Here is a 20239-nt window from a genome sequence, read left to right as displayed (position 1 = left end):
CCGCAGTCTGGGCGACAGTTGTTTCCACCCGATGACCTATCCGGGGCGGCGGGCGCTCGGTGTCACCAGACCTGTTTCGTACGCCACCACGACAGCCTGGACCCGGTCGCGGAGCTGGAGTTTCGTCAGGATCCGGGTGATGTGGGTCTTCACGGTGGCCTCGCTCAGCCCCAGCCCGGCCGCCAGCTCCGGGTTGCTCAGCCCGCCCGCGAGCAGTGTCAGCACCTCCAATTCACGGGGCGTCAGCGTGGCCAGGTCGCGGTGCAGGGCGACCCGATCCGGATTCGCCTGGGCGAACCGCTCGATCAGCCGCCGGGTGATCGTCGGGGCGAGCAGCGCGTCACCGTCGCGGACCATCCGGACCGCGTGCACGAGGTGGTCCGGCGTCACGTCCTTGAGCAGGAAACCGCTGGCACCGGCGGTGAGCGCCGCATAGACGTACTGATCGAGGTCGAACGTCGTCAGGATGACCACCCGGACCGGGTCGCCGGCGCTGGTGACCGGGCTGTCGGCGAGGATGCGGCGGGTCGCCTCGAGGCCGTCGAGTTCCGGCATGCGGATGTCCATGAGCACGACATCGGGGCGCAGCCGGCGCGTCGCGGCGATGGCCTCGTGCCCGTTCGCCGCGTGGCCGGCCACCTCGATGCCCTCGGACGCCAGGATCATCGAGAAGCCGGTCCGCACCAGCGCCTGGTCGTCCGCGATCACCACCCGGGTCATGCGGCACGCTCCTCGGCCGTCCCGGCGGGGCTTGCCGCGTCGTCCGGGGACAGCGGGATCGTCGCGTGGACGCGGAACCCGCCGCCGACGCGTCGCTCGCTGGCGAGGCTTCCTCCGTACACACGTAGTCGCTCGGAAAGACCCAGCAGCCCGCTGCCGCCTCCGGCAGGAGCGGGACCACCGATCTCGGGGCGCAGCGCCGGCTCGTCGTTGACGACCTCGGCGCTCAGCCGGCCTCCGGTCAGGCGGACGGTGACCGAGGTCCGCGCGCCCGGGGCGTAACGCAGCGCGTTCGTCAGAGCCTCCTGCACCACCCGATAAACGGTGAGGTCCAGACCGCGCGGCAGATCAACATCGGTCACCGCGAGAGTGACCGGCTGGCCTGCCTGGCGGACGCTCTCGACAAGCGACTCCAGCTGGTCGAGGCCCGGCTGCGGGTGCAGCAGATCGTCGTCGGGACCGGGCGCGAGCACACCCAGCAGGTGCCGCAGCTCAGCCATGGTCTCCCGGCCGCTCGCCTCGACGGCGGCGAGCGCACCCCGGGCGGCCTGCGGGTCCTGGGCCAGGACCTTGCCGGCCGCGCCCGCCTGGATGGTCATCACACTGACATGGTGGCTGACGATGTCGTGCAGCTCGCGGGCGATCCGGGCCTGCTCGTGCGCGACGGCGAGCCGGGTCGCGGCCTGCTGTTCGCGCTCCAGCGCCTCGGCGCGCTGCTCGGACGCCTGTGCGCGGCTGCGCGCGGCCCGGACCGCGACACCGAGCAGGCCGATCGGCATGACGAGCACGAACACACCCGCCCAGTCGGGCAGACTCGGCCAGGTGTCACCGTCGGCCGCGGCGAGCACGATGCAGGCGGCGAACAGCACGCCCATCGACAGCGCCGCCGACCGCCCGTGGATGGCGACCGCGTAGACGCCGATCAGCAGGGCTGTCAGGTTGGCCAGGTTGCCGTCGATGTCGATGGTCGTCAGCGCGACGAACTGGAACGCGAAGCAGATGATCGGCCATCGTCGCCGGCCCAGCAGCGGAAGCGTGACCAACAGGTTCGCCGCCAGGATCTTGCCGGTCGGCTCCTCCGGCGCGAACGTGTGGCCGGGGAACATCACCTCCGGCGGCAGCGGTAACGCGGGCGCGTCACCGCCCCCGCTGCTCGTCCACACGGCGGCGAACGTCAGCAGCACGACGAGCGCGAGGTCGAACCAGACCACGTGCTCGCCGGTTCGCCACACCGCGAGGATTCGGGACACGCCAACATTCTGCCGCCTGCCGCGCCACAGGGCATCGGCCCCAGTGACTACATCCCAGGTATGACGCCCTCGCCGAAAGACCATCACGCGCCCGATCCGCGACACCCCTGGCCGGGCCTAGCGTCCCGGTCCATGACAGATCTGGTACGCCTCGACGCAGTCACCAAACAGTACGAAAGCGCCGGTCCGCCCGCCCTCGACAACGTCGACCTGGCCATCGCCGAGGGTGAGGCGGTCGCGGTGATGGGCCCGTCCGGCAGCGGCAAGTCCACGCTGCTGAACCTGGTCGCCGGCCTGGACCGGCCGACCAGTGGTTCGGTGTCGGTCGGCGGCACCGGGCTGAACACACTGTCCGAGACCGCCCTGGCGAAGCACCGCCGCACCGGCATCGGCATCATCTTCCAGTTCTTCCATCTGCTCGACGAACTCACCGCCCGGGAGAACGTGGTGCTGCCCGCCCAGCTGGCCGGCATCGGACGCAAGGCGGCCCTGGCCCGCGCCGGTGAGCTTCTCGACAGCCTCGGCCTGGCGAGCCGGGCCGGCGCGTTCCCCGCGAAGCTCTCCGGCGGCGAACGTCAGCGGGTCGCGATGGCCCGCGCCCTGATCAACCGCCCCCGGCTGCTGCTCGCCGACGAACCGACCGGCGCTGTCGACGCGACCGCCGGCCAGCAGGTCATGGAGCTGCTGCGCGACCTCAACCGCGGCGGGCAGACGATTCTGCTCGTCACCCACGACCCGGAACTGGCCCGGCGCTGCGCCACCCGGATCGTCGAGGTCCGCGACGGGCACCTGCGTGAGCGGGTGGCGGCATGAGCGAGCGTGCGAGCGAATCAGCCAGCTCGGTATTGAACTCATGCCGACGCCGGAGCGAAGCGGAGGTGGCGGCATGAGTGCGGTGCTGCGCGCCGCCGGGTCGGGTGCCCGGCGGCGCAGGGTGCAGAGCCTCGTGATCGGCGCGGTGGTGCTGCTCTCGGCGGCGACCGGGGTGCTCGCGCTCGGGTTGATCATCGCGTCGAGCGCGCCGTTCGACAAGGCGTTCGCCCGGCAGAACGGCGCACACGCGGCGGTCACCTACGCGTCGTCGCAGGTCCCGGCGAATCCGTCCGGCGTCACCGCCTCGGCCGGTCCGTACGCCACGATCGATGCCGATCTGGAGGGCGGGCACACCAAACGGCCGCCCGGGGCGATCGTCGGCCGGGAGACCGCCGGCGACAGCGTGGATCGCCTGGCAGTCAGCGACGGCTCCTGGCTGACCGGTCCCGGTCAGATCGTGCTGAGCCCGAGAACGGCGGGGTACGGCCAGTTCCATATGAAGATCGGCGACACGATCACCGTGGGGGTGGAAGGTTCGCCCGTGCTCACCGTCGTCGGGATCGCGTCGTCCGCGACCTCGACGGCCACGGCCTGGGTGTGGCCCACCGAGTCGTTTCTGGTCAAGCCCTCCGGATGGCAGATGCTGTACCGGCTGGCCGACCCGTCCGCCGATCTCTCCTCGCTGACGGCTGGGCTCCCGGTTGTCGGCTCGACCAGCTGGCTGGCCGTCAAAGCGCAGGCCGAAGGCGTGATCAAGGTGTTCGTGCCGTTCATCCTCGCGTTCGCGGTGCTCGGCCTCGTCCTCTCCGTGATGATCGTCGTGAACGTCGTGTCCGGTGCTGTCGTCGCCGGGTTCCGGACCATCGGCGTACAGAAGTCGCTCGGTTTCACGCCGGGTCAGATCACCGCGATCTATGCCGGTCAGGTGTTGATCGTCGGCATTCCGGCGGGTGTCCTGGGTGTGGTCCTCGGGCATTTCGCCGCGATCCCGCTGCTGAGCCAGACCAGCGACGCGTACCAGGTGAGCGGGGTTCCGTCGGTGCCGCTGTGGGTCGACGCGGCCGTGCTGCTCGGCGTGCTGCTGCTGGTCGCGGCCGCGGCGGCCGGTCCGGCGCTGCGAGCCGGCCGCTTCTCCGCCGTGCAGGCGCTCACCGTGGGCCGGGCGCCGCGCGGGGATCGAGGCGTCCGGATCCGCCGGGTGCTCGCTGCTCTGCCGTTGCCGCGTGCGATCGGATTCGGACTCGGTACGCCGTTCGCCCGCCCGGCCCGCAGTCTCGTGACAGTGGTGGCGGTGCTGCTCGGGGTGACGACCGTGGTGTTCGCGGCCGGGCTGGCGGCGTCGCTGACCCGGATCTCGGAGGCGGGGAATCGGACTCAGGCAGTGCCGGTGCGGGTGGGCCTCGCCGGGCCGGTGCGTCACGAGGGGGCTCCGCCGCCCGGGGCGGTTCCGGAGCAGGGGGCTCCGCCGCCCGGGGCGGTTCCGGAGCCCCGAGCGGTCGACACCGACGCCATCCGGAAGATCATCGAGGCGCAGCCGGGGACCGCGCACGTGGCGGGCGAGACCGAGGAGAGTCTCACGATGGCCGGTTACACCGAGCCACTGACCGTCCGTGCGTACCAGGGTGATGCGTCCTGGGCCGGATATCCGCTGATCAACGGTCGGTGGTACTCCGGCGTGGACGAGGCGGTGGCCGGCTCCCGGATGCTCAAACTGACAGGTACCAGGGTCGGCGACACCATCACCCTCGGTACCGGCAAGACGGTGACGATCGTCGGCGAGGTGTTCAGCAACGGCTCCGACGCCACGATCATGATGGACATGGCCGGTTTCGACGGCTTCACCCCGCGCACCTTCGAGGTGGGGCTGACCGAGGGCACGTCCGAGCAGGCGTACGCGTCTGCCCTGCGGGACGCGCTTCCGGAAGGCCAGGCGGTTCCGCAGATCAGCACGGAGACGCAGGAGAACGAGGTGGTCGCCGTGATGATCGCGCTGATCACCACGCTGACCGTGCTGCTCACCACGGTCGCCGGCCTGGGCGTCTTCAACACGGTCATGCTGAACACCCGGGAACGGATCCACGAGATCGGCGTCCTGAAGTCGGTGGGAATGACGCCCGGCCAGGTCAGGCTGCTGGTGCTCAGCTCGGTGGCGCTGATCGGCGCGCTGGGCGGTGCGCTCGCGGTGCCACTGGGGTACGCCCTGCACGGCTGGGCGCTTCCGGTCATGGCCGAGTCCGCGAGCCTGGTGCTGCCGGCGTCGATCCTCGATGTCTATCGTCCGTGGACGATGGTCCTGCTGGGCGCGGCCGGCGTGCTGCTGGCATCGTTGGGCGCCCTCGTGCCGGGCGGATGGGCCGCCCGGACGCGAGCATCGTCAGCCCTGCGCGCCGAATAACCCCCTCCGGCTTGTCACCTGCGCTGGCTAGCCGCGCCGTCAAGCCCCCAGCAGCAGTTACCCTGCTGGCCGACTCGCTGGAGTCGACGATGGTGTGCGGTTGCGCCATCGGACCGACCCGAAACTCACAAGTTCCACCGCCGCGCCCAACACCCGGCCCGTTTTCGCCCGGAGCAACCGCACGACCGCAGTTCAGTGTGTTGATTTAGGGTGCGATCCGCACCGCATGTCCACACGCACGCCACGAAACGGCTGCTCGTGTCGACGTCAGGTTCCCATCGCACCCGAAATCGAGAAGCCGTGGGGCTGGCTGCGGCGGAGCCGGCCCGCGCGGTGTGTGGCGGTGTGTGGCGGTGCGTGGCGGTGCGTGGCGGTGTGTGGCGGTGCGTGGTGGTGTGTGGCGGTGTGGCGGTGTGGCGGTGCGTTATACCAGCGACCTGTTTCCGTCGCTCTGGATGTCGTGCCCGCGGGCATCGTGCCGATCTTGGAAACTGGCGGGTGCCTGGAGGCCCTGTCTGGAGGCCCACCACGCTCCACGCATCGGCGACCGGCCCGTCCCGTCGTGACCGGGCGTGACACCCCGCAGTCAGAAGTCCCCAAGATCGCGGACTGGTGGGCTCGTGCCAATCGGCGGGATGCCGGGCGCATTCCGGCGTGGCCGGTCGTTTTCGGCGAGCGGTTCCTCAGGCGGTGGGTGAGCCGTAGCCCAGAGAGGTCATCACGGCTGATGACCTCTCTGGGCTACGGCTCGCCTCCGACGAGACCCGCGGCATCGGCGGCAGCCGGCCGGCCGGGCAGCCGGGCAGGCGGCGGCCGGGCGGCCAGCGTCGCGCGAGCCGACCACCGATGCGTGTTGAATTTGGGCGCGGATGGAACCCGAAATCAACACGCTGGCCTCGCCACCTCGCCATCTCGCCATCTCGCCATCTCGCCACCTCGCCATCTCGCCATCTCGCCATCTCGCCATCTCGCCGCCTGCCCGGCTCGCCGGCTGCCCGGCCGGCCGCCACCGCCGATGTCAGAGTTCGATGTCAAAAATGTTGTACATGGCTGCTACGCTCGCCGTGTCAAAGATTCTTTACAAGGGTGGGGTGTCGCGGTGGCGCACGAGGAGAAGCGGGCCTGGATACGGCTTGTTGTCGCGGCACTCGGATACGGCGCCTATCTGGCCGTCGTCCTCAGCCGGTCCGGCGGGCGGCCGGTGCACGAGGTCGCGTACGCATCGGCGTTCCTGATCTCAGTGGGCGCGGCGATCGCCGCCGCAGTGGCCGCGGAGACCGCCTGGGCCGCGCTCAGGTCAAGAACGTCAAGAACATCGAGAACGTCAAGAACGTCGAGCGCGTCGAGCGCGTCGAGAACGTCAAGCGCGTCGAGCGCGTCAAGCGCGTCGAGAGCCTCGAGAACCTCGCACGCGTCCGACGAACGGGACCGGGAGATCGGGCGACTCGGCGACCACGTCGGGCAGGCGTTCGTGGTGATCGGTGCGGTTGCCGCGATGCTCCTGGCGATGGCCGAAACCGACCATTTCTGGATCGCCAACGCCATCTACCTGGGATTCGTCCTCTCGGCGATCCTGGGCGGCATCACCAAGGTCGTCGTCTACCGCACCGGCGTCCCGCAGTGGTGAAACCGACCCGGGTCACCAACCGGATCCGCGCGCTGCGATCGGCGCACGGCGAGATGACCCAGGCTGACCTGGCCGATCGTGTCGGCGTGACGCGGCAGACGCTGATCGCCATCGAACAGAGCCGTTATTCGCCGTCGCTGGAGGTCGCCTTCAAGATCGCCCGTGAGTTCGGCGCGCCGCTCGACGACGTCTTTCAATATCCCGACAACCCGGAGGAGTAGCCCGTGAAAGCCATCGCCTCAGACCGATACGGATCAGCGGACCGGCTGTCTCTGCGTGACGTGCCCGCCCCGTCGATCGGTGACGACGACGTGCTCGTCGAGGTGCGCGCCGCCGCCGTGGACCCGGGCGTCTGGATCTTCATGACCGGCCGGCCCCTTGCCGCGCGTCTCGCCTCCGGGCTCCGCAGTCCCCGCAACCCGGTCCTCGGCCGCGCCCTCGCCGGCGTGGTCGCGGCGGTCGGCGCCCGCGTCACCCGGATGCGGCCCGGCGACCACGTCTACGGCACCGGCGAAAGCGGCACTTTCGCCGAATTCGCCCGCGCCCGCGAACGCCGCCTCGCCCGCATGCCCGCGAACCTGACCTTCGAACAGGCCGCCGCAGTGCCCATCTCCGCGGTCACGGCCCTGCAGGCCCTCAAGGACGCGAGGGTACGCGCGAACCAGCGCGTGCTGGTCATCGGCGCGGGCGGTGGCGTCGGCACCTTCGCCGTGCAGCTGGCCAACCACCAGGAAGCGCAGGTCACCGGCGTGTGCGGCCCGTCGAAGGTGCAACTGGTCCGCAGTCTCGGCGCGGTGGACGTCGTCGACTACACGCAGCGCGAGATCGACAGCACCGGAGTGCGGTACGACGCGATCATCGACACCGCCGGCAACCGGCCGCTGGCGCTGCTGCACCGGGCGATCACACCGGACGGGACGATCGCGCTGGTCGGCGGCGGCCACGCGACGGGCCCGGTGCTGGGCGGTTTCGGACGCCAGATGGCAGCCCCGCTGATCTCGGTGTTCCGGCGGGCCCGGCTCGTCGGCGTGACGGCCGGTGAGCATCACACCGATCTGGACGAGCTGACAACGCTGCTGGAGTCGGGCGCGATCACCCCGGTGGTCGGCCGCACCTATCCGCTGGCGGAGACTGCCGACGCGATCCGTCACATCGAGGAGGGGCACCCGACCGGCAAGGTGGTCATCACGGTCCGCGGCTGAGGACTCAGGCGCGGGAGATGATTCCGGCCAGGTCGAGGCGTGCGTCGAGAACCCCGTATTCCAGACTCCGCTCCGAACCCAGCCGCGCGGCCACAAATCCGTCTGCCACCGCGTCGGGCGCCTCGCGGATCAGCACCGCTGCCTGCAATCCGAGCGCCAGCGCCTCCACGACCCGCCGGGCCTGGCCGGCCGCCGACGCCGGATCGGCCGCGACCTGCCCGATCAGCTTCCGGGTGGCCGCCACGTGCGCGTCATAAACCGGATGGACACCGAGCGCCGAAGCCAGCTCCTGATCGACGGCCGCCACCGACTCCGGCTCCCGCGCCATCGCCCGCAGGACGTCCAGGGCGATCACATTTCCCGACCCTTCCCAGACCGCCATCACCGGCTGCTCCCGATAACGGCGGGCCAGCGGGAAACTCTCGGTGTAGCCGTTTCCGCCGAGACATTCGAGGGCCTCGTAAGCGTGGTTCGGCCCGCGCTTGCACACCCAATACTTCGCCACCGCCGTCGCCAGCCGGGAGAACGCCGCCGCTGAGGGATCGTCATAAGCAGCGGCCAGCCGCAACGCCGTCCACGTCGCCGCCTCCGCCTCCAGCTGCAGATCGGCAATCACCGCGGTCATTGCCGGCTGGTCGATCAGCACGGCACCGAAAGCACTCCGGTGCCGCACGTGCCAGGCCGCCTCGGACACCGACTGCCGCATTCCGGCGGCACTTCCCAGCACGCAGTCGAGCCGGGTCTGCGCGACCATTTCGATGATCGTGCGTACGCCGCGGCCCTGCTCACCGAGCAGCCAGCCGACGGTTCCGTCGAGTTCGATCTCGGAGGACGCGTTCGACTTGTTGCCGAGTTTGTCCTTGAGCCGCTGAATCCGGAAGACGTTCGCAGAACCGCCGGGCAGCACCCGGGGGACCAGGAAGCAGGAGAGCCCGCCGGGTGCCTGCGCGAGCACCAGGAAAGCGTCCGACTGCGGGGCCGAGCAGAACCACTTGTGCCCGGTCAGGCGCCATGTGCCATCGCCATTTTCGAGAGCACGCGTGCTGTTCGCGCGTACATCGGACCCGCCTTGTTTCTCCGTCATGGCCATGCCGAAAATCGCTGAGGTCTTGGTCGCGGGGTCGTGAAGTTGCGGGTCGTAGACCCGCGAATAGACCTTCGGCAACCATTCCGCAGCCAGCGAAGGCGTGACATTCAGCGACGGCACGACGGCGTGGGTCATGCTCACTGGGCATGCGTGCCCCGGTTCGATCTGCGCGAAGAGCATGAATGTGGCGGCCCGGGCCACGTGCGCGCCGGGCCGGGGCGACGACCAGCAGCTCGTGTGCGCGCCGTGGGAGATCGCCGCGCCCATGATCCGGTGGTACGCCGGATGGAAATCGACAGCATCGATCCGGTTTCCCCACCGGTCGTGGCTGGCGAAAACCGGCGGGTTGATGTTGGCGAGCTCGGCGTCGCGCTGGAAATCGGCCTGCCCGACCAGCGCGCCCACCTCGCTGAGCTGCTCGGTCGCCCACTGCGCGTCGTATCGTTTCACGGCCTCGGTCATCGCCGGGTTGATCAGGTACTCGTTGAGCCCGGCCCGCGCCGGCGCCTGGTTGACCACCTCGTGCGTCATGACGTCCTCCCGGCCAGGAATGCGAGTTGTTCGCGGGCAGCCTCAGCTGCCGCGACGCGAGCGGCACGCAAGGCGGTCTGGTCGCGCTCCAGCCGGGACGGCAACGGATCATGGGTACGCGGGGCGAGCGCGATCGTGCTGACCCCATGACACCAGCCCGCCCGGACCTGCTGCAACGTCTCCCGATAACGATGCGGGCGCCCCTGGTAGGCGGCGGCGAGCTGCGGATTGAGCCGGCGCAGATAACGCTCCGCGACGACATCACCGGCGCCGTAAGCGGGCTGCGTTCCCGGCGGCCGGGTGGCGAGCACGATGGCGTGGGTGGCGCCGAGCGTGGCGGCGGTGAGCACCGGCACGGCGTCCACGATGCCGCCGTCGAGCCAGCGCCGGCCGCGCAGCACCACCGGTTCGCCGGCGAGCATCGGCAGCAGGCCGGAAGCGTGGATGCTGCCGATCAGGTCGGCCCGGTCGGTGAAACCGGTCAGCGCCTCGGCGAGCCCGGTGTCGACGTCGGTGGCGACCATGGCGAGCCGGCCGGCCCAGTCGGTGCCGGCCGCGGAACCCACGTCGAACAGCTCGTCGACGTGGCTGACCAGGCGCAGCCCGTCGATGACCGGGCGGCCTCGGACGATCCGCCGCACGTCGATGAACTCGGGGGAGGCGAAGACCTCGGCGTAGGAATCGGCCATCGCCTCGGCCTTGCCGACCGCGAGGGTGGCCGCGTTGACGGCCCCGGCGGAGGTGCCGACGATCAGGTCGACCGCGGGGAGAATGCCCTCCTGCTCGATGACGGCGGCCATCGTGGCGGAGACGATGCCGCGCATGCCGCCGCCTTCGATGACCAGGGCCACGGTGGCGCCGTCGTCGGTGTCGCCGGTGCGGAGGCGGTCGCGCAGGATCTGCTGAACGGTGGGGACGCCGGTTCGGCCGTACCGTGGCCGGGTCGTGGGCAGTGTCGGGGTGGCCGTTCCCGGCAGCCGGGACATTTCGGATTTATCGGAAATGTCGGCCGCGGAGACCCCAGACGCCGGTGCGGCCCCCGCCCTTTCTGGAGCCACTATCGTCCCCTGGGCCACCGCCACCAGCACCGCCGAACCGTCCTCGGCGACCGCGTGCAACTCACACCGGCAAGCCGCCCGCCGCCCGGTGGTATTCAGCACCATCCCGTGCGCCCGCAGAACCTGCCCCTGCGCCGGTGCCAGATAGTCGATGCTCAAACCCGACGTCACCACGTCCGGCCCGAGCGCCGCTCCGCCGGCGAACGCGAGTGCGGTGTCGGCCGCGTACGCAAGAATCCCGCCGTGGACTGCACCGCGATGGTTGGTGATCTCCGGGCGGATGTCGAGCTCGACCACCGCGCTGCCCTCACCGAACGAAACCAGGCGGGTGCCGAGCATCCGGGTGACCGACTGATCAGCGAGAACCCGCTGCGCGACAGCAAGAGACGGCGTCATCGGGTGGCTCCCAGCGCGCGTCATCGGGTGGCTCCCAGCGCGCGTCATCGGGTGGCCCCCAGTGCTCGGAAACAGAACACCCGGATCCCGTCCATGACGTCGGCCTGCACTGCCGGCGACGGTGGCGGGCTCTCCGGCCGGATCCATCCGACCAGGGCCTCGGAGACCGCACCCATCACCGCGGACGCGGCAAGCCCGGCATCCTGCGGCAGGAACTCACCCCGGCGCAGCCCGTCCCCGATGATCTGTTCGCCGATCTCGGTGTACGACCGCCGGTAGACCAGCCGCTCCTCCTCGACAACCGGGCTGACCGGCTCGAACAGCAGCGCCCATGCCATCCGGCGCCCCTGCAGCGCCCGCCCGCTGAAGATCCGGATCAGCTCGGCAAGCCGCTCGGTGGCCTGCTGCCCGGTGTCCGCGACGGCCGTCCGCACCATGTCGATCTCGTGCTCGGCAGCGCTGCGGAACACCTCCGCGAGGAGTCGGTCGCGGCTCTCGAAGTACGAGTAGACGGACCCCACGCTTGCCTGGCATCGAGCCGCGATGGCAGCGACGGTAGCTGCTTTGAACCCGTCAGCGGCCACCAGGGCGCGCGCCCCGCGAAGCAGCCCGTCACGCTTCTCGGTCGCGTTCTTCCTGGTCAAAGCGGTCTGCCGATACGGCATCCGGACACCCCCAAGCTGTGAATCCGGATTCAATAAATCGCAAGGATTGAATCACGGTTCATTCCATGCCGACAACAGGGTGGGATCCGGCCCACAACCGTTCCGTCAGCCGCCCGCTGCCCGGCACGAGCGGCCCGCGCACGTTGCCAGCGCTCGCAATCGCTCGCTCAGCTCGGTCACCCGCTCCGGATCGAGCCCGCCGGCCAGGTTCAGCATCTGCGCCGGATCCGACTGCCGGTCGTAGTACTCCCGCGTCCCGTCCACGTACTCGACCCAGGTGAACTCGGCAGTGCGCAACGCGTCATACGACGGTGGCGTGTTCTCCGACTGTTTCTGATAATCCGGATCGGCGGGATCGGTGGCCGGGTCGCTGTGCTCGATCAGCGACCCGGTCCGCCACTGCTGCGGCGCCAGCCCACCGAGCAGCGCCCGGAAACTGCGCCCGTCGACGGCGTCCGGGACCCGCGCCCCGGCCAGATCTCCGAACGTCGGCCGCAGATCGACGTTCTCCACCAGCGCGTCACTGACCTGACCGACTTTGACACCCGCCCCGGCAACCACGAGCGGCACGTTCACATCGACGTCGAACGCCGTCTGCTTGCCGGGATTGAGCCGGTATTCGCCCATGTGATAGCCGTTGTCCGAACTGAAAACCACGACGGTGTCGTCGGCGATCCCCGCCTTCTCCAGGGTTACCCGCAGGTCGCCGAGCATCCGGTCGATCGCCTGCACCGACTGCACCCGCTGGCGGAAGCCACGATCCATGTGCGCGATCTGCGCGCCGGTCAGCGCCGAGTGCGGCGCGAGCCAGCCAGGCGCGTTTTTCGGGACATTTCCGTACGCGGGACCGCGCGGCGCCGTCAGCCCCGGGAACGACGCCGCGTCCCGTGGCGCCGCCGGGTACGGCAGATGCGGGGTGTACGTCGAGATCTCCACGGCGAACGGCTTCCCGGCCTTGGCCGACGACCGGATGAAGCCCTGCGCCTTCACCGAGAGAACGTCGGTCAGATAGTCCTGAGGCCGCGAGCCGTACCGGGTGACACGCCCGTTCTCGTTCAGCGCGTAGTCGACGTTGTCGTAGGCATTCCCGCCCGCGACCCACAGATCCCACCCCGGCGGCACATATCCGGTCTCCGGCAGATACTCGTTGAGATATTTGCCGAGGAAAGCGGTCCGATACCCGGCCGGCTTCAGGTCCGTGGCGAACGTCGACTTCTCCTCACCACGGCTGCGGAACAGCAGGAAACCGCCGTCCGACCCGTGGTTCTTCACGATTCCGGTGTTGTGCGGGTACCGCCCGGTCAGGATCGACGCCCGTGACGGGCAACAGAGCGAGTCGGTGACCGTGTAGTTGGTGAAGCTGGTTCCGTCCCGTTCCAGCCGCTGCACGTTCGGCATGTACGGGACGAGGTTCTTCGACAGATCGTCGACCAGCACGAACACGATGTTCGGCCGGTCAGCGACCGCCGCGGGAGCAGGCGGGGCGAGGGCGGACGCCAGCAGCGCGAGCACCGGGAGCAGTGGGGTCATGGTGCCGCCCAGGATACGAATTCACGACCGTACCCGTGCCGCTGCCCACTGCTCCACGATCAGCTCGGGCGAAACCGGCTTCGAGTAGAGGTAGCCCTGCCCGTACTGATAGCCCAGCTTCTTGATCAGGTCGCGCTGTTCGATGGTCTCGATGCCTTCGGCGACCGACGCGAAGTCGAGCGCGCTGGCCATCTGGCTGACAGCGGTGGCGACCGCCGACTGCCGGCCCACCGTGGTGATCGACTCGACGAACGATCGATCGAGCTTCAGCGAGGTGACCGGGCAGGTCAGCAGCAGTCCGAGCGACGACGCGGCGGTGCCGAAGTCGTCGAGGGCCAGCTTCACGCCGAGCGCCCGCAGACCCACCATCGCCTCGTGCGACTCCTCGTCGTCGAGTACCGCGGTCTCGGTGACCTCGATGGTCAGGTTCCCGGCGGGCAGGCCGGTCGTGGCGAGCACGGCCGCGACGTCGGAGACGAAGCCAGGGGTACGCAGCTGGCGCCCGGCCACGTTGACGCCGACCGACATGTTCTGCGCCTCCGGGTGTTCGCGCCGCCACGCCGCGCCCTGCCGGCAGGCCTCGCCGAGCGCCCAGAGACCGATCGTGACGATCTGCCCGGTACGTTCCGCCAGTGGGATGAACTCGACCGGCGACACCAGCCCGCGGGTCGGGTGGTTCCAGCGGATCAGCGATTCCACGCCGGTGAGCCGTTCGTCGGCGAGCCGCACGATCGGCTGGTAGACCAGCGTGAACTCGTTGTTCTCGATGGCCTGCGCCATCTCCCGGATCAGCACGGCCTCGGCGCTGACCCGCGCGCCCATGTCCTCGGTGTAGTGCACCCACATGCTCTTGCCGCGCCGCTTCGCCTCGTACATCGCGATGTCGGCCATGCTGAGCAGCGCGGACGCCTCGTCACCGGGCATGGCCGGCGCGATGCCGACGCTGGCCCGGGTGACGACGGTGTGCTGCCGGACGTCGAGCGGCACGGCGAGCAGCCGCAGGATCTCGTCGGCGATCAGGGCGGCGTCGTCCGGGCCGGCGCCGGGCAGCAGGATCGCGAACTCGTCGCCGCCCTGCCGGGAGATCAGGTCGCCGGGGCGTACCGCGGCACGCAGCCGGTTGGCCACCTCGATGAGCAGGGTGTCGCCGGCGGCGTGCCCCATCGTGTCGTTGATCTCCTTGAAGTCATCGAGGTCGATGTGCAGCATCGACGACTGCTTGGTCAGCAGACGCGGGATCTCCTCGCTGAAGTGGGTCCGGTTCGCCAGCAGGGTGAGGCCGTCGACCGCGTTGGCCTGGTCGAGCCGCTCGATCAGCTGCATGTTGTCGTGGAACGCGACCAGCTGGCGTCCGGCAACCAGGCAGGTGATCACCACGACGCCGACGGTCGCGCCGACGAGCTGGGAGGTCGCCGTGTCCGGCAACATCATGAAGAACACCACGAACGTCACAGCGATCATTCCGTACGGAAGAAGGCTGTAAGGTCGTCGTTTTGGCTCGTCCTGAACGGCGCCGATGCGGAGCAGCACGACCTGGATCCACGGGCCGACGGCGATGCAGACCGACGGCAGCAGGCGGATCACGAAGACGTACGCATGCTCGGTGCTCTGGAAATCGCCGGGCAGGAACGTGCTGACGCCCTGGATCATCGCGGCGCTGACCATCGGCCAGGCCGCGATGCGCGCCATCGGCGGGTTCTTGATGAGCGCGACCTTGGTCGCGGAGAACGTCGCGACCAGGACCAGAGCCGCGGTGACGCTGGCGTTGGTCCGGTCGACGTGCACGCTGGAGATCGGGTTGAACGCGAAGCACCAGGCCACGACGCCGCCACCGACGAGCACGGTGGTGGCGTCGAGCCAGAAGACGAACCGTTCGCGGTGGGAGCGCAGGCCCTGGGGGAAGATCAGGCAGGCGATCACGTTGCTGGTCATGCCGATCGCGAAGCACACGGTCTGCACCATGCCGCCGCTCATCGACGGGATGCCGGGAGCGAGGATGGTGTGCAGGAACTGGTACGAATCACCCAGGGTGAACGACGCTCCGGCGAAGGCGATCATCGACCAGAAGCGGCGGTACCGGGTGTGCGCGATTCCCCGCAGACGCCAGCCACCGAGGGCGAGCGCGGCGTCCAGCGGGACCTGGATGGCCCAGTAGATCTGGGTCTGCAGGCTGGAGTCGCCGGCGAACACGAAGAAGAGCCCACATCCGACCAGGGTTATCCCGATCAGGGTGAGCAGGACAGGGTCCCGCCTGAGACTCTCGAAGGGGCGCACGAAGGATAGTTCGGTCGGCCTCGCTACTTTCCGAGCGTTTGCTGCACGGCAAGGGTGGTGCAAGGCGGTTGCTTTCCGCCCGGCTCGCGCTCCGTGCCGGCCCGGAGCGCCTGACGTCCGAAATTTGATCAGCGAGCGAGGTCGGCGACAGCTCGGGCGAACGCGGCCGCACGCTCCCGGTGCAGCGTGAAGAACTTGACCGGCGCGACCGCCTCGACCTCCAGCAACAGCAGGCCCGGCTCAGTCTCCGGATCGATCAGGAAGTCCAGCCGCACCGACAGCAGCGGCGCCGCGCCGTCCGGCCGCAGACCGAGAAACGCCTGGTAGGCGCGCTCCGCGACAGCCGCCTGCGCCGCGGTGAGCTGATGCGGCAGCGGATCCGGATGGAACTCCCGCTCGTCGCTGCCCGGCCGCAGGATCGCCCGCTTGGTAATCGCATGCGACAACTCGCCGCGCAGAGTGAGAATACCCAGCTCACGGTGCGTGTCGATGGCCTCAACATAGGGCTGGACCAGCGCGCCCGCGCCCGAATCGATCAGGTATGCGGCATGTGCCACCGCCTCTTCGAGGCGTTCGGCGGTGAATTCACGCGTGTCCAGCGCGCCACCCGAGGAGAGCGGTTTGATCACCACAGTGCGCCTGCTTGCGCTCTTCCCTGGGTACGCGCAAAGAATCTGCTCGCGGGCATCCGGTCCGATAATGGTCGTCGGGACCGTCACCACCCCCGCCTCCGCGAGCGTCGTCAGGTACCGCTTGCTGCTGCCGATCCGGAGGACGTCCGGCGGGTTGAGCATCCGTGATCCGCCGGCCTCCCGCTCGGCGAGCCACTGATCGAACTCGGCGAGTTTCCGCCACATGCTCCACGGCGACTGCAGCACCAGGACGTCGTAATCCGCCCAGCCGTCACCGTTCTCCCAGGCCGGAGTGCCGACGGCGACGCCGAGCCGTGCGAGCTCCGCGGCCAGCAACGCCGAGTCGGCGTCGTGCCAGTTGTCCTGAGGCATGCGTTCCGAGGTGACCAGAGCGACGCGCATCCCCTGACGCTAAGGCCTTATCCCGGTCTTAGCGATCACACAGCGCGCCGATATCGACGTGACCAACGGCGAGATCCTCCGCAACGACGCCGAACAGGAAGACGCCGACGACGCCGTCGACGTCAACGCCGTCGACGACACGGACGACGACGATGACGCGGATGACCGCGACGACGACTGACCCATCTAAGGCGCGCCGCCGCGTGCCGGTCTGTCTCGCGCCGGTCTGTCTCGCGCCGGTCTGTCCCGCGCCGGTCTGTCCCGCGCCGGTCTGTCCCGTGCCGGTCTGTCCCGTGCCGCCCGCGCCGGTCTGTCCCGCGCCGGTCTGTCCCGTGCCGCCCGCGCCGGTCTGTTCCGCGGCCCGCGCCGGCCTGCCCCGCGCCGCCCGCGCGGCCGGCGCCGGCCTGTTCCGCGCCGGTCCGGTCTGGCTCGGCCGGTCCGGGCTGCGCGCTGAGCGTTAGCTGGCCCGGCTGATCTAGCTGGTCCGGCTGATCCAGCTGGCGAATGCAGGGCCCACCGTGTGCTCCCATCCACGCGCCCGAACCCACCACTCCCGTGCCCTGAACCGCGTTGTCGGCGCCGGGAAATGGGGTGGTCGGGGCTGCGGGTGGTGCGGTGGGATGGCGGGGTGTCGCGGTGGAAGATGTTGGAGACCTGGGACCGAGATCTTCCCGGGCTGTCCGCCGGGGAGCTTGAGCAGCGGCTCCGGCTTGCTCGGGACCGGGAGCTGTGGTGTGAGCGCTCGGCCGGCAGCAAGAAGGCGCGGCGTGACTGGCGCCGACGCCGCGAAGCCGTGGAAGCGGAGATCCAGGCGCGCGGACAGCGCTGACACCGCGTATCGCGGGCGTATCGAAAAGTGCATACGCCGCCACAACAGGTGACCGTCTTCAGTGGAGTCACGAACCGCGGTGCAGGGTTCGCCGACTGGAGAAGGGCCTGGACTATGGACGAGAGATCCGCACGGGGGATCGACCGGCGACGGTTGATCGGATGGGGTGGGGTGGCGGCCGCCGGTGCGATGGCGCCGCTGGTCAACCCTGGGATCGGCCAGGCGGGTCCGACCCGGCCCGATCGGAGGATCCCGCCGGACACCCGTCCCGGCGGGGCCTACGACCGTTACGTTGCGCGCCTCGCCGCCGAGGACAGGTTCGCCGGCGTGGTGCTGCTGTCGCACCGAGGCCGGACGATCCTGTCGCGAAGCTACGGCATGGCCGACGAGGAGAAGCGGATTCGCCACCACGAGGGGATCGCGTTCAGTCTGAGCTCAGCGGGCAAGCCGTTCCACGCCGTGGCGATTCTGCAGCTCGCGCAGCAGGGCAGAGTGCAGCTCGCGGACAACATCGGTAAATACCTCACCGGCTTCAGCGCGGACATCGCCGACCGGGTGACCGTTCACCACGTGCTCTCCGGCACCTCCGGGCTGAACACCCCGGAGCTGGACGTGCAACGGATCTTCCGGAGCCGCCAGGAGGTTCGCGAGCACTGCGCACGATGGGCCCGGCAGGCGAAACTCGTGGGCATCCCCGGCACGCCCACCACCACGCACGCCGGCGCCGAGACCGCCATCCCCGCGCTGATCGTGGAGGCGGTGACCGGCATGACGTACTGGGACTACGTCGAGGAAAACATCTTCCGGCGCTGCGGCATGACCGGGTCAGCCTTCTACACCCGGCCGCAGTGGCTCACCGATCAGCACATCGCACACCCGTACATGACGGTTGCCGGCGGCGGCCGGGTGGACGCGGTCCGCACCCTGGACCAGGGGAGTTCGCTGCCGTACATGCCGGGCTGGAACCCGGGCCGCGCCTTCATCGACGCACCGGGGGACGGTGGTTTCGCCACCGCGCCGGACCTGGTCCGGTTCGCGCGGGCGCTGGGTGACGGCACGTTGCTGGACCGGCCCTGGGCCGACGTGCTCACCGCCGCCAGGACCCCGATCGGCCCGGCGTCGTTCGGGGCCTACGGAATACCGATCGAGATCCTCGGCGGCCAGTGGGTGTACCAGCGGGCCGGCGGCAACCCCGGTGTCGGCGCTAACTGGAGCATCTACCCGGACACCGGCTGGGTTGGCGTCATCCTCAGCAACCGCGACGACATCCCCTTGACAGAGATGATGGAGAAGGAGTCGCAAGCCATCACCGGAGCCGCGCCCAGCGGTGGCGGTGGCGGTGGCGGGTGAAACGTGTATCGCGGGCGTATCGAAAATCGCATACGCCACCGCAACCGCCCCGCGGCTTGGATGAGGACATGCGCAGGATCCTTCTTCTCGGCCTGGCGGCCCTCGCCCTGGCCGGAGCGGTGTTCACCGTCCGGCGGCCGCTCATGATGTCCGCACCCACTTGCCTGTCCGGGCGGTGGCACGGCTGCTACGACACCGAGAACGGCGTGGTGTTCATGATGCTGGCCGGGCTGCCGCTGGCCGCGCTGGCAGTGTGGGCGCTGGCGCGCATCCGATCAGGGTGGCGGCCGGCGCTGGCCGAGGTCGGCATGGTCTACGGCACGGTGCCGCTGCTCTGGCTGACCTTGATCCCGGGTCTGAATGCCGGAGTCGGCGCCGGCCGGGTCAGCCTGGTCCCGCTGCGTGACCTGGCCACGATGGGGCCGATCGGGATCGGTGGCAACCTGCTGATCTTCGCAGCGCTGGGGTTCTTCGCCCCGATGCGGTTCCCGGCGCTGGCGTCGCTGCCGCGGATCCTGGCGCTCGGCGCCGGCTGCTCGATACTGGTCGAGACCGCGCAGTACGTCTTCCAGCTGGACCGGGTGTCGTCCATCGACGACGTCCTGATCAACACAACCGGCGCGGTGCTGGCCGGACTGGCATCACGCCGCTGGTGGGCACACCCCGAGCGGCCCGATCCGGAGCGGCCCGATCCGGAGCAGTCCGGCCCGGAGCGGTCTGGTCCGGTGCTGGCGCCGGCCCGCCGACCATAGGCTTCAGTCATGCGTGTGCTGATCGTGGAGGACGAGCCGTACCTGGCCGAGGCTGTCCGGGACGGTCTGCGGCTGGAGGCGATCGCCGCTGACATCGCCGGCGACGGTGACTCCGCCTTGGAACTGCTCAGCGTCAACTCCTACGACCTCGCGATTCTCGACCGCGACATTCCCGGGCCGTCCGGCGACGAGGTGGCCCGGCGCATCGTTGCCTCCGGCAGCGGTATCCCGATCTTGATGCTCACCGCGGCCGACCGGATCGACGACAAGGCGTCCGGGTTCGAGCTCGGCGCCGACGACTACCTCACGAAGCCGTTCGAGCTGCGGGAACTCGTGCTGCGCCTGCGTGCGCTGGACCGCAGGCGGGGGTACGCCCGCCCGCCGGTCCGTGAGATCGCCGGGCTGCGCCTCGACCCGTTCCGGCGTGAGGTCTTCCGCGACGGGCGCTACGTGGCGCTCACCCGCAAGCAGTTCGCCGTCCTGGAGGTGCTCGTCGGCGCGGAGGGCGGCATCGTCAGCGCCGAGGATCTGCTGGAACGGGCCTGGGACGAGAACGCCGACCCGCTCACCAACGCGGTCCGCATCACCGTGTCGGCGCTCCGCAAACGCCTCGGCGAACCATGGGTCATCGGCACGGTGCCAGGCGTCGGCTACCGCATCGAGACGAGCGACCGCGCCGAGAACGACCGCGCCCAAACCGACCGCGCCCAGAGCGACCGCGCCCAA

At 69.8% G+C, this 20239-nt stretch carries 17 protein-coding genes and 1 pseudogene; 10 read left to right on the top strand and 8 right to left on the bottom strand.

Annotation, left to right across the window (positions count from 1 at the left end):
* Positions 1–36 precede the first annotated feature (36 nt).
* The gene (locus tag ACQP2E_RS21390; RefSeq protein ID WP_433824699.1) at positions 37–720 is read right to left on the bottom strand and encodes a response regulator; all 684 of its coding nucleotides are present in this window, start codon (positions 718–720) and stop codon (positions 37–39) included.
* On the bottom strand, positions 717–1970 hold the full coding sequence (locus ACQP2E_RS21385; RefSeq protein ID WP_433824698.1) for a sensor histidine kinase: 1254 nt from the start codon (positions 1968–1970) through the stop codon (positions 717–719). Before ACQP2E_RS21385 ends, ACQP2E_RS21390 begins: the two co-directional genes overlap by 4 nt.
* A gap of 132 nt (positions 1971–2102) precedes the next feature.
* On the opposite strand from ACQP2E_RS21385, the gene ACQP2E_RS21380 reads away from it, so the two are divergent.
* From ACQP2E_RS21380 to ACQP2E_RS21360, 5 genes are all read left to right on the top strand, one after another.
* Entirely contained in the window at positions 2103–2783 is a 681-nt protein-coding gene (locus ACQP2E_RS21380) for an ABC transporter ATP-binding protein (protein WP_433824697.1), read from the top strand.
* Positions 2784–2856: 73 nt separating this feature from the next.
* Complete coding sequence (locus ACQP2E_RS21375) at positions 2857–5178, top strand: FtsX-like permease family protein (protein ID WP_433824696.1); 2322 nt, start codon at positions 2857–2859, stop codon at positions 5176–5178.
* Between the two features lie 1099 nt (positions 5179–6277).
* Positions 6278–6805 (top strand): hypothetical protein, encoded by a 528-nt coding sequence (locus tag ACQP2E_RS21370; RefSeq protein WP_433824695.1) that lies wholly within the window; start codon positions 6278–6280, stop codon positions 6803–6805.
* Positions 6799–7026 (top strand): helix-turn-helix transcriptional regulator, encoded by a 228-nt coding sequence (locus ACQP2E_RS21365; protein WP_433824694.1) that lies wholly within the window; start codon positions 6799–6801, stop codon positions 7024–7026. The genes ACQP2E_RS21370 and ACQP2E_RS21365 overlap by 7 nt, the downstream gene beginning before the upstream one ends.
* A gap of 3 nt (positions 7027–7029) precedes the next feature.
* On the top strand, positions 7030–8007 hold the full coding sequence (locus ACQP2E_RS21360) for an NAD(P)-dependent alcohol dehydrogenase (RefSeq protein WP_433824693.1): 978 nt from the start codon (positions 7030–7032) through the stop codon (positions 8005–8007).
* 4 nt (positions 8008–8011) lie between these two features.
* Here the strand turns inward: ACQP2E_RS21360 and ACQP2E_RS21355 are convergent, their stop codons facing one another.
* The 6 genes from ACQP2E_RS21355 to ACQP2E_RS21330 all read right to left on the bottom strand — a co-directional run bounded on the left by ACQP2E_RS21355 (position 8012) and on the right by ACQP2E_RS21330 (position 16582).
* The gene (locus ACQP2E_RS21355) at positions 8012–9625 is read right to left on the bottom strand and encodes an acyl-CoA dehydrogenase family protein (protein ID WP_433824692.1); all 1614 of its coding nucleotides are present in this window, start codon (positions 9623–9625) and stop codon (positions 8012–8014) included.
* Positions 9622–11079, bottom strand: coding sequence for a patatin-like phospholipase family protein (locus ACQP2E_RS21350; RefSeq protein WP_433824691.1), 1458 nt, complete (start codon positions 11077–11079; stop codon positions 9622–9624). Before ACQP2E_RS21350 ends, ACQP2E_RS21355 begins: the two co-directional genes overlap by 4 nt.
* 44 nt (positions 11080–11123) lie before the next feature.
* Positions 11124–11744 carry a TetR/AcrR family transcriptional regulator gene (locus ACQP2E_RS21345; RefSeq protein ID WP_433824690.1) on the bottom strand — a complete coding sequence of 207 codons (621 nt, stop codon included), beginning with the start codon at positions 11742–11744 and terminating at the stop codon, positions 11124–11126.
* A 105-nt stretch (positions 11745–11849) separates the two neighbouring features.
* Entirely contained in the window at positions 11850–13274 is a 1425-nt protein-coding gene (locus ACQP2E_RS21340; protein WP_433824689.1) for a sulfatase family protein, read from the bottom strand.
* Between the two features lie 21 nt (positions 13275–13295).
* A complete protein-coding gene (locus ACQP2E_RS21335) occupies positions 13296–15548 on the bottom strand; it encodes a putative bifunctional diguanylate cyclase/phosphodiesterase (RefSeq protein WP_433824688.1) in 2253 nt (750 codons plus the stop codon).
* 128 nt (positions 15549–15676) lie between these two features.
* Positions 15677–16582 (bottom strand): hypothetical protein, encoded by a 906-nt coding sequence (locus ACQP2E_RS21330; protein WP_433824687.1) that lies wholly within the window; start codon positions 16580–16582, stop codon positions 15677–15679.
* A gap of 58 nt (positions 16583–16640) precedes the next feature.
* Here ACQP2E_RS21330 and ACQP2E_RS21325 point away from each other — a divergent pair, with 58 nt between their 5' ends.
* From ACQP2E_RS21325 to ACQP2E_RS21305, 5 genes and pseudogenes are all read left to right on the top strand, one after another.
* Positions 16641–16763, top strand: a complete 123-nt coding sequence (locus ACQP2E_RS21325) for a hypothetical protein (protein WP_433824686.1) — start codon at positions 16641–16643, stop codon at positions 16761–16763.
* 151 nt (positions 16764–16914) lie between these two features.
* Complete coding sequence (locus ACQP2E_RS21320) at positions 16915–17043, top strand: hypothetical protein (RefSeq protein WP_433824685.1); 129 nt, start codon at positions 16915–16917, stop codon at positions 17041–17043.
* A gap of 482 nt (positions 17044–17525) precedes the next feature.
* Positions 17526–18761, top strand: a complete 1236-nt coding sequence (locus ACQP2E_RS21315; RefSeq protein ID WP_433824684.1) for a serine hydrolase domain-containing protein — start codon at positions 17526–17528, stop codon at positions 18759–18761.
* A gap of 68 nt (positions 18762–18829) precedes the next feature.
* Positions 18830–19513 carry a VanZ family protein gene (locus ACQP2E_RS21310; RefSeq protein ID WP_433824683.1) on the top strand — a complete coding sequence of 228 codons (684 nt, stop codon included), beginning with the start codon at positions 18830–18832 and terminating at the stop codon, positions 19511–19513.
* A 9-nt stretch (positions 19514–19522) separates the two neighbouring features.
* A pseudogene (locus ACQP2E_RS21305) lies at positions 19523–20194 on the top strand (response regulator transcription factor); the annotation flags it as partial.
* Positions 20195–20239 lie beyond the last annotated feature (45 nt).

The organism is Actinoplanes sp. CA-015351, assembly GCF_050955685.1.
Classification (GTDB): domain Bacteria; phylum Actinomycetota; class Actinomycetes; order Mycobacteriales; family Micromonosporaceae; genus Actinoplanes.
Note: the sequence above shows the minus strand (reverse complement) of the source record. Positions and strands in the feature narration are given on the sequence as shown.